Raw genomic sequence first — 14054 nt, 5'->3', positions numbered from 1 at the left:
ATGGCAGGAACAAAAGACTTAATTCAGCAGTATCGACCTTCCTTTCTACAAAGAATTAACCAATGATGTAATTCTTCTACTCCACCCCATGCGCCATGCCCTATGCCCCATTTTTAATCTCAACGATTCACTATCGACTAAACTTATTATTTGTAGTCTTATTTTGTGAAAATCTACCTCTTAAGTGTTTATGATTACCAGACTTTCAGTAGGTGTTTACGGGATGGCGACAGCACCAACTGTAGCTCCTGAACAGTCTAAACAAGTTACCCGCAAGCCCTATCCTAATTATAAGGTGATTGTTTTGAACGATGATTTTAATACATTTCAGCACGTTGCTGAATGTTTGATGAAGTATATTCCTGGGATGACGAGCGATCGCGCTTGGGATCTCACAAACCAAGTACACTATGAAGGTCAAGCAATTGTTTGGGTTGGTCCTCAAGAAGCAGCAGAATTATACCATCAGCAGCTGCGGCGCGCAGGGTTGACTATGGCTCCTTTAGAGGCGGCTTAATCATAATGGGCAAGAAGACAGAAGGTAGACTTGTTTGGAACCACTCAACCCACATTCGTAACCTCATCCCTGTTTTAGAACGTTTGGTGCAACACGACGGTATTCAAACCGTTACACCAGGAGTCATTGGGCGAGTGAAAAATCACTCGCCAATTTTACAGTTGCGCATATCTGTACCTATCCGAGGCGGTTTTAAGGTCATTGCGCGTGAAGGCAAAACAGTGCAAGAGGTATTTATATTGACGAATTTAGAGCAGGAGCAACTTGAAGCAGCGATCGCACTTGCTATGAAAAAGTAATCACTAGATCATTATTCTTGAACATGATGTACTGCCAATTTATGAAGCGGGAGGCTGACAATACAAGAAAACGTTAAGAAATATGACAAAGTAGCAGTTATTTTTAAGGTCATTAGCATGATGTCCCAATCGGGTAATATGATTTTCTGGGTGCCAAAAGCAACACAGTAAACTAGCCAGTAAGAAAAGCTCATTCTAAATAAAATCTTTTCTGTTTGTTCGGCTTCATTCGTTTGGGGTTGACCATCCCATAGTAAAAATAAACCAGTAATACAAGCCAAAAAAGAAACAGCAACAACAAATTCGTGGCAAATATTTATTGAATGCATTTTCTTATCCCAAAAGTTTTCTATAAAAATTCAGTCTAAAGGAATAGTCTTCGGGGATACGAAAACAGTTACAAACTGAAATACAATCCTGATAAATGTGTAAATAATTATTACAAAAATTTAAATATCTTTTCTAAGTTTTTCACCACAAAATCTCCAGATTCATGACAAAACCTGGTAATACGTCTTCTCCAGATAAAGTGTCTCCTGCTTTTAAGACTTCGACTTGTTGCCCTAAACGATAGATTTCGACATAGCGGGTTTTGCGAGCAATTAACCAGCCCAATCTGACTTTTGCATCGATATATTCTCTCATTTTGGCTTGAGTTTCGCTTAAACTATCGGATGGGGACATTAACTCTAAGACAAAATCTGGAGCAATGGGAGGAAATTTCTCTCGCTGTTCATCACTTAGAGCGTTCCATCTCTCTAATTTGATCCACGATACATCAGGAGAACGATCAGAACCATTAGGGAGTTTAAAACAGGTAGAGGAGTCAAAAACTTTACCGAGTTTTGTTTGGCGGTTCCATATAACAAACTCCGCATTAATTTCTGAATTCCGATTTCCAGTTTCTCCTCCTGTTGGTGACATGACAATAAGTTCCCCGCTAACGTTGCGCTCAAATTTAACTTCAGGATTATCTTGGCATAGTTGGTAAAATTGACTATCTGTAAGTTTGAGGATTTTGTTAAAGTTAATCTTGATTGCAGTCATAACAGGAAAAGATGACTATAACGTTTGTTTTTTAATTTGTAGGGACGTACGCTTCACGCCCTAGAGTTACAAACTAGCCTTTAAAACAGGAATTAAAAACTGTGTGAGTGTAAAGGCGTCAACTCCTAGTTCAGTGCGCTCTGAGGCTGCTAAAATTCCAGCATGAGCGTGCCACCAAACAGCACTGTTAACAACAGATTCTACTGAACCTCCTTGAGAAATAAGTCCACCTACTAAACCTGTTAGTACATCGCCACTACCACCTCGCGCTAAAGCAGGAGTACTTTCAGGATTGATCCATAAATAGCCTTGAGGGCTAGCAATGGCGGTTCTTGCTCCTTTTAAGACTATCACTGCTTTTGATTGTTGTGCGGCAGAGCGAAGTGTGGTGAGGCGATCAGATTCTTTAGCCATTTCACCAAAAAGACGCTTAAATTCACCAGCATGAGGTGTAAGAACTGTAGGGGCTTGGCGCTGGGTAATGGTAGGTATGGTTCCCATTTGTGCAACTATATTTAAAGCATCAGCATCCAGCACTAATGGGCGATCGCTTTCCAATACATGTTCAACAACAAGCTTAGCATCGGTAGTTAAACCAGGACCACAAGCGATCGCATCAAATTTACTGAGTTCTATTCCATTTGGTAATTGAGCGATCGCACCTGTTTTGGTTTCAGGACAGCTTAAAATCAATGCTTCTGGCAAATGGTCTGATAATAATAGCTGAAGTGATTCTGGAACAGCAATGTAAAGCATACCCACACCGCTGGCACGTGCGCCTAACGATGTCAAAATAGCCCCTCCACTGTATTGATGGGAACCGCATATCAATAAGAGAGAACCCATTTTATACTTATAAGTAGACAATGGACGAGGAAGAGGCAGATGAGCCAGTGCTGATTGTTTCGTCAAACGCTGGATAGACGGCGATTGTCTTAAAACCGCCTCCACATCAGCTAAGGGTAGATCAATATTAATCAGTTCAGCTGACCCAATATACTCTAAAGCATGGTCTTGCAAAAGTCCTAATTTCCAAAGTCCTATGCAAAAGGTACGATCAGCACGAATTGCTGTTCCTAGAACATCACCCGTATCAGTATGCAAGCCGGTAGGTATATCAATACTTAGAACAGGGTTTGACCATTGGTTAATTTGGTCAATAGCACTAGCAATCGGATCTTTTAGCGATCGCTCCTGCCCATAGCCAAAAATTCCATCGATTAGGATATCACAGTTTTTCAGTGGTTCAACCGACTCATGAAACTGTATTCCCAGACTTTTAACAAAACGAGCATGGCTGGCGCTGAGTTCCTTAGACTTGGAAAGAGGACGGTAAATTAGGATATCATACCCTTGAAAGTAAAGCTCACGAGCAATTACTAAGGCATCACCGCCATTGTGTCCTGGACCAACGAGAATACCCACTTTGGGAAAATCTTGAATCGGATAAAGTTCTTGAATACGACGTGCGATCAAGTTCCCCACTTTTTCCATTAAAGCAGCAACTGGCATTCCCGCATCAAAAACACGTCCCTCAATCTCTGCCATTTGCCTCGCCGTAACCACAAATTCTTCTAACCTATTTGTCACTAATCCCATCTTCCTACCCCATTACAAAACTTCTTAAATCCCATGCCCCATGCCCCATGCCCCATGCCCCATGCCCCATGCCCTATGCCCTTCACCTCATCATCGGGCTAGCATGATGATGAACTAAGTACCACTTTCCACCTAGAAGTTGAAACACATTTGTAGCCATTGATTGAGCTTCTATTCTTCTGCCATTAATAACTTGAAGAACATTTTCAACCAGCACTATGTAGGCAATGTTGTCACCAATCTCGGTAGTAATGATATCTGTATTAATTTCGATATAAGCAGTATTTTGAAATATTTTAATCCAGGAAGTTTGAATCTCCTTCCAACCACGCAGCACATTCCACCCTGGATGAACACAGAGACTAGCAGTTCCTTGTGACCATACTCCACTCATAGCCTCAATATCTTTTTTTTCAAAAGCTCTATAAAAAGCTTCATTAGCTGCTAAAACTTCAGAACGTTGGTTGGTCATATTTACTAATCTAAATAAGGGTATTCCCAATTTTATAAAAATACGTACAGCAAAAGTTTAGTAAATTAATGCTATTTTTCGTTTTTAATAGCGCTGATAGTTTGTAATAACTGCTTAGTAGTAAAGGGTTTAGTTAAAAAAGCTTGGACACCGAGATTATGAACTAAATCAACCTTTTCGGTAGAAGCAAGTCCAGTGACAGCAATAATCTTGACATTAGGATTAATTTTTCGTAGTGTGCGGATTGTCATTAAACCATCCATCAAAGGCATTACCATATCTGTTAAGACAATGGATATCTTATCTCGGTATTCTGCATAAAGAGCGATCGCCTCAATTCCGTCGCCAGCAGTTAGCGCTTTGTAATTATAATTTTCTAGCGATGTTTTGGTGATGTCTCGAATTGCATCTTCGTCATCCACAACCAAAATCAATTCTCCTTCGCCAGATGGTAATTCTTGTTCTTGTTCATCTTCTAAAAGCTCTGTTGCGTCTTCTGCTGGTAAATAAACCTTAAATTGGCTACCTTTCCCTAACTCACTGTATACCTTAATAAAACCGCCATGACTTTTGATGATACCACGTACTGTAGAAAGACCTAAACCGGTTCCTTTACCAAGCTCTTTTGTAGTAAAAAACGGTTCAAATATGCGCTCTAATGCAGATCGAGGAATACCAACTCCAGTATCAGTAACTGTAATCACAACATAGGAACCTACGCCAGCATCAATATGCATTCCAGCATAATTTTCGTCAATGAAAACATTTTCAGCAGAAATTTTTAAGCTTCCACCATTAGACATTGAGTCTCTGGCATTAACACATAAATTCATTAAAACTTGATGTAACTGAGTTATATTGCCAGAAATTGGCCAAAGATCAGGCGATATTTCGATTGAAAATTCAATATATTTGGGAAATGTTTCTTTAATAACTTCCTGAACTTCCTTCATCAAATGTTTTAGTTGTAGCATAGAGTGTTCACCTTCCATGCCTCTGGTAAAAGACAGCACTTGCTTAACTAAATTTGCTCCCCGCTTAGCATTAGAAATTAATATTGGCAGCAATCTTTGACTCAAATCATCATTAAGTTGTGGCTCTAAAATTTCTGCTGTCATCAAAATAGGTGCCAAAATATTGTTTAAATCGTGAGCAATCCCACTAGCCAATGTACCAATACTTTCTAAGCGCTGTGCTCGGAAAAACTGGGTTTCTAAATCTTTTTTTTGCGTGATATCTGTGTTCACCACTAGGATTGATTGTTCTTTTCTCTCAAACCCGTGGACTAATGTCCAGTAGCTTTCAACAATAATGTTTTTATTAGATCTCGTTTTTTGATGCAGTTCACCCTCCCACGATCCATTCTTCATTAAAGTTCTGAGGGCTTCTTGCAATTGTGGTAAATCTTTTTCATCCCAAAGTTCTGATATCTGCTTACCAATTGCCTCAGTTGCTTTCCATCCGTACAAAAGTTCGGCAGCTTTATTCCAATATAAAATGACGTTCTTTAGATCATGTACAAAAATTGCATTGGTAGCAACATCAAGGAGTGCCGCTTGTTCACGTATTTTCTGTTCTGATTTTTTACGCTCAATTGCATAGCGAATAGAACGCTCTAGTAAAGGAGCAGTGAGTTGGCTTTTTTCTAGATAATCGGCTGCTCCTGCTTGCATTGCCTCAATATCAATGTCTCTATCTCCTTGACCTGTTAGTAAAATAATTGGAGAAGAACAACCTAATGCAATGGCTTCATGTAACAGTTCTAGTCCATTATGCTCACCTAGACGGTAATCAACCAGATAAATGTCATGATAGCTATTTGCGATCGCGTCTCTTGCTGCTTCATAACTATCGATCCATTCTAAATCGCAGCGAGCAATCTGAAATTCATCGAGCCAATCACGAGTTAAAATATAGTCATCTTCATCATCATCAACTAAGAGAACTTTAATTACGGAATTATTCATTATCGTCCCTCACTGCTTCTGGTGGTAGTTCTGCAATTTCAAACCAGTACTCTCCTATAGTCTTCATCATCTCTACTAAAGCCCCAAATGATGGCGGTTTAATAATGAATGAATTAGCACCTAAATCGTAAGTATGAAAGATATCTTCCTCTGCTTTTGAAGTTGTCAATACCACTACAGGAATTTGTCTGAGATCCGGATCCGCTTTAATTTCTTTGAGTGCCTCACGACCGTCTTTTTTAGGCATATTTAAATCAAGTAAAATTAGTCCAGGGCGTGGTGCAGTATGCTTTTGGGCATATTGACCACGATGGTAGAGATAATCCATTAACTCTTCACCATCTCTGACGATGCGTAACTCGCTTGTTAATTGACTTTCTACCAACGCTTCACGAGCCAACATACAGTCATCCTCATCATCTTCAGCCATTAAAATTATGACGGTTATTTGGCGACCCTTCACTCTAAATTTTCTCCTTTTCGATATTGTCAATAATTAAATTGCCGCCAATAGTTAAGCTAAGGCGGTATCATTCTAAAACTTCTTTGGGAGTCTGATAATCCCTTCTAGGTAAGAGAAAATCAGGAAAAGGAATTTATTGGTAGAGTGACAATGAAACTTGTCCCTTCCCCTGGTTGACTTCTGGCTGTGATGCTTCCATGATGACGTTCGGTAATTTTTCGGCAGATAGCTAAACCTATACCGGTACCCTCGTATTCCGTACGACCATGCAACCGTTGGAAAACGCTGAAAATACGTTCTAGATACTTTTCGTCAAATCCAATACCATTATCTTCTACTATAATCTGACAAAGCTCAGCGCCATCTACGACTTTCGCGACTTGACTATAAATTTTGACGATTGGTCGTACTTCTTTTCGATGAAATTTTAAGGCATTGCCGATGAGGTTTTGCAACAATTGATGCATCTGTAGTGGGTCTGCTTTAATAGTGGGTAAGTCGCTAACCTCCACACTTCCTTTGGTTTGTTGGATCAGCACTTCTAAATCTGATATAACCTCTTGTGTAACTTGATTAAGATTCACTGACATAAAAGGCTGTGCTCTGGTAGTTACTCGCGAAAGTGTCAGCAAATCTTCAATTAAAGCCTGCATTCTCCGGACAGCATTCTGCATCCTTTCTAAGTAGTCTTGTGCTTGTTCAGTTAATGAATCTCCACAAGTGGCTTTGAGGCGATCGCCAAATGTCTTTATTTTCCGCAGTGGTTCTTGCAAATCGTGGGAAGCAATAAAAGCAAATTGTTGCAATTCTTCATTAGAAACAGCTAGTTCTTGGCGTTGGCGAGTTTCTTGCTCTAACATTCTCGCTTGAGCCAAAGCAATAGCGATTTGATCTGCTAGTTGTCGCAACAACTCAGTTTCCCAACTTGTCCACTGGCGGGGATATCGACATTGATGGGCAATTAGTAGTCCCCAAAGTTGATCTGTGTAGAGAATAGGGACAATAAGGTTAGCTTTCACACTAAATTGTTGTAAGAATTGCTTATGGCAAAGCTCAATATTTGCTTGGTCAACGTTAGTAATGGCACTAATACGTCCTTGGCGGTATTTTACGAGATAATGTTCTGCAAAGCATGGGTCGTAGATGCTTTGTCCTAGAATGAGGGGAAAGCTAGGAACGACAGCTTCTTTAACCACAACACCTGAACCATCTGGATGGAGGCGAAAGATTAAGACGCGATCGGCATGAAGCAGATTTTGTACTTCTTTTACACTGGTTTGTAGAATTTCATCAATTTGTAGAGACTGCCGGATCTTTAAGGTAATATCAGCAAACAACTTAGAGCGCAAGTTCTGACGTTGCAACTCTTCTTGCACCCGCTTGCGTTCGCTAATATCCATCATCGCCCCGATCATGCGCACTGGGGTGCCACGATGATCATGAACGACATAACCACGCTCAAAAATATAAGCATAAGTACCATCGTTACGCAGAAAGCGGTATTCATTAGACCAAAATTCTTGCCCGCTGCTGATGACAGCATGAATGTCAGACACTATTCTCTGTCTATCATCTGAGTGTATATGTCCAAACCACCAATTAACGTTACTTCCTACTTCCTGTGGTGAGTAAGCAAAAAGTTTATATACACTCTCATTCCACCACACCTGATTTGTTAGTAGATCCCAGTCCCATATCACATTGTTGGTAGCACGAGCAACTATTTGAAAACGTTCTTCACTTTCTCTAAGGGCATCTTCAACCTTCTGGCGCTCAATGGCTGTGGCAAGAACATTAGCAACAGCTTGTAAAAAGTAAATTTCATCTGTGCTGAAGGTACGTGCTTGTTTTGTATATGCTCCTAATACTCCAAAAGGACGTTCTTTCCCATGAATCACAACTGAGATCCCAGCAACGACTTGATGCTCGTGGAGCAGTGTGCTTTCACGAAACCTTGTTTCTGTTCTGAGATCACTGACAGCGACTGGTTCATGAGAAAGCAAAGTATAGCCAGCTGGGGAATTTCTTCCAGCATCAACAGTTGCACATCCTACAAGTCCTTGCTGCCAACCTATTCCAGCCCGTAATAATAAACTATTACCATCTGGCAGTAATTCTAAAACTTTAGTATTCTCAACATTTAGATATTGGGTAACTAAAGCAACTGTTTCTTGCATTAACATGGTTAAATCTATACCAGATAGTGCAAGTTGACTGAGTTCTGCTACAACCGCCTGCGTGTTTGCATAGCTTTGCACCTGCTCATTTTGCTTTCGTAATTCCTCCATTGTGCTTCTAGCTTCTAGCAGACGACGCACTCTATGATGTAATACTTGCCATTGAATCGGTTTTGTAATGTAATCAGATGCACCAGCAGCAAAAGCTCGCTCCACAGATGTTTGGTCATAAAGCCCAGTCATCATCAGTACTGGCGTATTTGTGCTACCAGGAAGCTTTTGTATCTGCGTGCAGCAGGTTATACCATCCATTCCTGGTAAAACGAGATCCAACAAAACTATATCTGGTTGTATTTGTGAGTATAAAGATAATGCTTGCTCGCCATCTCCAGCTTCTACTACACGATACCCTCCTTGTTCTAGGAGATCCCGTAGCTGCGATCGCGCTACGTCTTCGTCCTCGACAACCAAAACTAGATTAGTCATAACTTTCTCTTAAAAGGCAGATACCCAAAATGGGTATGTTAAGTGGGGTATTAAGGAGACTAAACAATGCAAGCGATCTCTGTTGGCCGGAGTTTGGTGAGTCGCGCCCTGGTAAGTATGATGGCACTGCCATTAGGAATCCTCTTTGTTGGCAACAGCTATGCCCATGCTCAGGTAACTTCAGATGGTACTACTAACACCATTGTTAACTCTATCGGCAATAATTTTACCATTCTCAATGGTATAGAGAAAGGTAATAATTTATTTCACAGTTTTACTAACTTCTCTGTGCCTAGAGGTGGTGTAGCCAAATTTGATTTAACTAATACACCAAATATTACAACTATATTTAGTAGGGTAACTGGTGGAAATGTTTCCGATATTAATGGAATAATTCAAACTCTCAAGGGTAATCATCCTGTAAGTTTGTTTTTAATGAATCCTCATGGGATTGTGTTTGGTAAAGATGCAGCATTGAATATTGGCGGATCATTTGTAGGAACGACAGCTAATAGTATTAAGTTTGCTGATGGAACAGAATTTAGTGCTGTGAACGCCAATGCTACTCCTTTACTGACTATGAGTGTACCTATTGGCTTACAGATGGGGCTCAATCCTGGTGGCATTACTGTGCAGGGATCAGGAAATCAGTTGATAGATATTGATGGCTTTGGTACGCCCAGTACCCTCAATACACCCCCAGGCTTACAAGTCGAAGCCAATCGCACCTTAGCGTTGATTGGCGGATCTGTCAACTTGTCTGGTGGCGTTGTCACCACGAATGGCAGTGGACATCTAGAAGTGGGAAGCGTCAGCGCAGGGCAAGTTGGACTCAAGAGTACTGGTACAAACTGGATTGGCGATTACTCGGCTGTGCAGCAATTTAACGATATTCACCTGGCGCAACAATCACTATTGGATGCTAGTGGTAGCAACGGCTCAATCCAATTACAAGGACGAAACATTAGCTTGAGTGAGGGTTCTGCTGCTTTGATCCAAAACTTTGGAACACAACCGTTTGGGGGAATTACGATCCATGCAACAGGTTCCCTGAACCTGTTGGGGAATACAGCTAACAATCAATTGGGAAGTTTCATCCAAACTCTAAATTTTGGCACAGGTCAAGGAGGATATATTACCATCTCGGCTGGTGAGTTATCTCTCAAAGATGGAGCAGTAATTACAACTGCAGCATTTACTGAAGTAGCCGGTGGAAATATTACAGCAAATGTGAGCGGCACGAGCAATCTCAGTGGGTTTAACCGCGCCAACCCAGTCATTTATTCTGCGCTGGGAACCTTTTCAGTCAATAGAGGTAATGCAGGAAACATTCTACTGTCCACTGGAAATCTCCAGATTCTGGATTCTGCTGCTGTTACTTCTGTAGCCGCAGGCTCTGGACAAACTGGAACAATACAGGTTGATGCAGCAGATCAAATCGAAATCGCGGGTTACAACCCTATGGCATTTTCAGAAAGTTCGCTATCTACATTTACTCAGGGTTCTGGGAATGCGAACAGGACGGTCATCAACACCTCTAGATTAGTGATTCAAGGGGGTGCATCTGTGGGATCTTCTACCTTAGCAAGCGGTTCAGCAGGTAGTGTAGAAGTTAATGCTTCAAAATCTATAGATATTGAGGGTCGTAGTACTCAGGGAAATGCTTCTGGGACAATCTCTCGCATCTTTTCAAACGCTGAGATTCTCAGCCCAGCGATTCAAGCTGCATTTGAACTACCTGCTATTCCCACCGGCAATTCAGGTTCTTTAACGATTAATACACCATTGTTACGCCTCATAGATGGAGGAGCGGTGAGCGTCAAAAATGATGGACCAGGTATCGCTGGAGATTTACTTGTTAACGCCAACTCAATTTTTCTAGACAAACAAGGCAATATCATTGGATCCACAGCTTCTGGTAACGGAGGAAATATTCATTTGAATCTGCAAGATTATCTACTGATGCGGCATGATAGCCTTATTTCCGTCACTGCTACGGGTAAAGGTAATGGTGGTAACTTGTCAATTAACTCACCTGTGATTGCTGGCTTAGAAAACAGCGACATCATCGCTAATGCTGTTCAAGGTCGTGGTGGCAATATTAACATCACCACTCAAGGCATAATCGGTCTAGAGTTTCGCAATACTCTCACTCCCAGCACAGATCCAACAAATGATATTACTGCTAGTTCCCAGTTTAATGTCAACGGCACTGTGCAAGTCAATAATATTGGCATTAACCCCAACACTGGCTTAATTGAACTGCCAACAAATGTAAATGACTCATCACAACAAATTGCTGCGCGTTGTTCTAGTAATCATGGTAGTAGTTTTGTAGTAACACGACGGGGTGGTGTACCGCAAAATCCAATACTGGCAGTAAGGAATGATCACACTTGGTCTGACACTCGCGATCTCTCTGAATTCATTAAAACAGAGCCAATACAAACCCAAATGCCCCAACCTCCAAAGCCTCTTGTACAAGCGACTTCTTGGCATCGTCGTGCTGATGGCAAAATTGAGTTAGTTGCAGCGCCATCTCCGGTAAATGTTCAGCCGCAGCTAACTTGTGCTGCACTTCACCAGAGTTAATTAAATATACGCGAATTTCCCTGTATTTACCCCGCTTCAGTGTTCTTTTTTGTCTATCCTGTATTACAAAGCCGTATACAATTGAAAAACAAATTTTAAAACAAATTATTTCTTTGCTGACAGTGACGAACGAATCTCCTTCTCCCAAAGTAATCAAGCCAGATGAACGTGTAGGTATATTATTGGTTCATGGTATTGGCGAACAATGCCAATTTGAACACTTATTGGAAATTTGCCGCCATGTTAGTCGTACTCTTACTATAGATGTTAGTCAAGGAAGACTTGAAACTCAAATTCTGGTAAAAACTAAGCCAGAAGGAGCTTATGCTTCTAAAGCCCAAACATGGTCTGCTCATAAAGCTCCAATTACTATTCGCACTCGTAATCGAGTGGGATTTATTACCGATATTGAGTTCCATGAAGTGTGGTGGGCGGATTTAGGTGAACCCAGTACCTTTGCAACTGTCTTAGATTTTTGGTTTTGGGGAACTTCTCTTTGGAGCAGGCAAAGATACATCGAAAACCTACAAGTAGATAATAAAGGACGAATGCGCTTACCCAGCGCTACACCTAATAAAAATGGAAGCCCACAACCCCCAAAATTAGGTTTTATTGGAAGGCTCATTCTGTTTGGGCTATCTTGGGTTGCATTAATTATAATGCCTGTTATTGCTATCATTAACCGAACTCTAAGCGTCATCGGCTTACGGATTGCTCGCTTAGATACAATATCTCAATACTTAAGTCGAACTAAAATCTTTAGTCAACAAGAGAGAAAATCTGTTGGTCCGATCACCGATGCAGATCATCCACCAAGGATTGGTATTCGGAGACGCATGGTGCAAGCAATGGTTAAAATGGCGCTTCTAAATTATGATCGGTGGTACGTTCTAGCTCATAGCCAAGGCACAATTCTTGCATTTAATAGTTTGATGGAAACGGAACAAAATTTACCAAACTACTTAGATCAAAACTTATGGCACAGAGCAATAAAAAAATTATATAAAAAAGCTGAAAATGAAGAGCAGTTAGCTCAAGGAAGGATGCGCCCCCATAGACCAGATTGGTTAAATCCAGAGGATTTGATTGATCGGAAAAAGCTATTTGCAAATTTACGTGGAGTCATGACTTATGGTTCGCCATTAAGTAAATTTGCAAGACTTTGGCCTGCAATTGTTCAACTTAATAAAGATGAATGTGTCTTTAACAAAGATTTTGAATGGATCAACATTTATGATCCCACCGATCCAGTTGCTGGTCCAGTAGAACCATTTTTTCAACCCTCTGCATCAAAGACTGATCTCAAAACATCTGGCAAGATACCACCCACTCCCAAAGATTATGCCTACAAAGCGAAATTTTTGCATTTGTTGAGCCACATACATTATTTAACACCAGAACCTCAACGTAAAGATTATCGTCTTGTAAACGAACTTGTACGATGGATTATAAGCGGAAAAAAATTTAATGAACAAAATAGACTTAATACTATTTCTCCTAAAAAATTATTTTTGTACGACTTTATTCGTATCTTATTCTGGTGGTTAGCTGGTTTTATCTGTACTGTAATATTGGGTTTTTCAATAAATCTTTTACCTTACATAAAAGATTTTTCAGCCCAAGGTATTGCTTTAAATATTATAAATACTCTTAATCTACCCATACCTCATGTATTAATTGGATTAGCAGAACACATAATAAACGGTATATTGTGTGGTGCGGTAGGAATGATAATTATTTTCTTCTTAGGAGCTATTGGTGCTATTCGAGAGCATCTAGTTGTTAGAGATATTAATCGTATTAAGAAAAACCTTCTAGAGTTGCTAAATCCTTATGAAAATAAGGCTTACGATATTTCTGAAATCTACGAAAAGTCTGATATTTATGAAATTTATGGAATATACAAGGATAAATATGACATTTCTGAAATGTACAAGGATACGTATGATATTTCTGAAATCAAAGATAAATTTTCTACATACGACAAAAAGCTGATTATAAAAGCTTTAAACAAAATGGTGGAAGAGCGAACAATAAAGCAATTGAGTAATGGAAAATACGTCTTTCCCACCACTACATTTATCTTGTCTCCAAATATTTTGGAAGATGACAATAGTCGTAATATAATGTCACGTTATAAGAAAATTATCTGTGATGCACTTGATAATCAACTCAGCTATGCACCTGATGAAGAAGACGATTGTCGCATTCGGATAGAAAACAATAACTGGCTCATGAACATAAAATCGGGAGATGCCAGTATATATTTATACTATGTTGTTGACAACCCTCAAGATGAAGAATTAAAAAAACGAATAGTTATCACTAAAATTGAAGTGGAAGACGTAAAAAATTAAGGAAGTGAGCCACTATGGTACTACTACAGGCAAGTTATACGGTTGGGGGAGAGCAAGAACACAAGGCAACATCCGAAC

At 40.2% G+C, this 14054-nt stretch carries 11 protein-coding genes; 4 read left to right on the top strand and 7 right to left on the bottom strand.

The genetic code is table 11. From position 1 onward, the window contains the following. Positions 1 to 190: 190 nt before the first annotated feature. Together clpS and G4P69_RS32340 are read left to right on the top strand one after the other, a co-directional pair. Complete coding sequence (gene clpS, locus G4P69_RS32345) at positions 191 to 517, top strand: ATP-dependent Clp protease adapter ClpS (RefSeq protein ID WP_208343749.1); 327 nt, start codon at positions 191 to 193, stop codon at positions 515 to 517. Between the two features lie 5 nt (positions 518 to 522). Further along, a complete protein-coding gene (locus G4P69_RS32340; RefSeq protein ID WP_208343750.1) occupies positions 523 to 816 on the top strand; it encodes a DUF2103 domain-containing protein in 294 nt (97 codons plus the stop codon). 11 nt (positions 817 to 827) lie between these two features. Here G4P69_RS32340 and G4P69_RS32335 read toward each other — a convergent pair whose 3' ends face one another. The 7 genes from G4P69_RS32335 to G4P69_RS32305 all read right to left on the bottom strand — a co-directional run bounded on the left by G4P69_RS32335 (position 828) and on the right by G4P69_RS32305 (position 9027). Further along, entirely contained in the window at positions 828 to 1145 is a 318-nt protein-coding gene (locus G4P69_RS32335) for a hypothetical protein (RefSeq protein ID WP_208343751.1), read from the bottom strand. Positions 1146 to 1287: 142 nt separating this feature from the next. Continuing rightward, positions 1288 to 1863 (bottom strand): Uma2 family endonuclease, encoded by a 576-nt coding sequence (locus tag G4P69_RS32330; protein WP_208343752.1) that lies wholly within the window; start codon positions 1861 to 1863, stop codon positions 1288 to 1290. Between the two features lie 66 nt (positions 1864 to 1929). Continuing rightward, on the bottom strand, positions 1930 to 3462 hold the full coding sequence (locus G4P69_RS32325) for an NAD(P)H-hydrate dehydratase (protein ID WP_208343753.1): 1533 nt from the start codon (positions 3460 to 3462) through the stop codon (positions 1930 to 1932). Positions 3463 to 3544: 82 nt separating this feature from the next. Continuing rightward, complete coding sequence (locus G4P69_RS32320) at positions 3545 to 3934, bottom strand: nuclear transport factor 2 family protein (protein ID WP_208343754.1); 390 nt, start codon at positions 3932 to 3934, stop codon at positions 3545 to 3547. A 71-nt stretch (positions 3935 to 4005) separates the two neighbouring features. Then, positions 4006 to 5901 carry a hybrid sensor histidine kinase/response regulator gene (locus tag G4P69_RS32315; RefSeq protein ID WP_208353877.1) on the bottom strand — a complete coding sequence of 632 codons (1896 nt, stop codon included), beginning with the start codon at positions 5899 to 5901 and terminating at the stop codon, positions 4006 to 4008. Beyond that, positions 5894 to 6364, bottom strand: a complete 471-nt coding sequence (locus tag G4P69_RS32310) for a response regulator (protein WP_208353869.1) — start codon at positions 6362 to 6364, stop codon at positions 5894 to 5896. Before G4P69_RS32310 ends, G4P69_RS32315 begins: the two co-directional genes overlap by 8 nt. A 119-nt stretch (positions 6365 to 6483) precedes the next feature. Continuing rightward, complete coding sequence (locus tag G4P69_RS32305) at positions 6484 to 9027, bottom strand: GAF domain-containing protein (protein ID WP_208353861.1); 2544 nt, start codon at positions 9025 to 9027, stop codon at positions 6484 to 6486. 66 nt (positions 9028 to 9093) lie between these two features. Between G4P69_RS32305 and G4P69_RS32300 the strand changes: the two genes are divergently transcribed. Then, positions 9094 to 11619 carry a two-partner secretion domain-containing protein gene (locus tag G4P69_RS32300; RefSeq protein ID WP_208353851.1) on the top strand — a complete coding sequence of 842 codons (2526 nt, stop codon included), beginning with the start codon at positions 9094 to 9096 and terminating at the stop codon, positions 11617 to 11619. Between the two features lie 113 nt (positions 11620 to 11732). Then, entirely contained in the window at positions 11733 to 13976 is a 2244-nt protein-coding gene (locus G4P69_RS32295) for a hypothetical protein (protein WP_208353848.1), read from the top strand. The last annotated feature ends 78 nt before the right edge of the window (positions 13977 to 14054 follow it).

This window comes from Aetokthonos hydrillicola CCALA 1050 (assembly GCF_017591665.1).
In the GTDB taxonomy this organism is placed as follows: Bacteria; Cyanobacteriota; Cyanobacteriia; order Cyanobacteriales; family Nostocaceae; genus Aetokthonos; species Aetokthonos hydrillicola.
The sequence above is the reverse complement of the archived record's forward strand: the minus strand, read 5'-3'. Positions and strand labels throughout refer to the sequence as shown.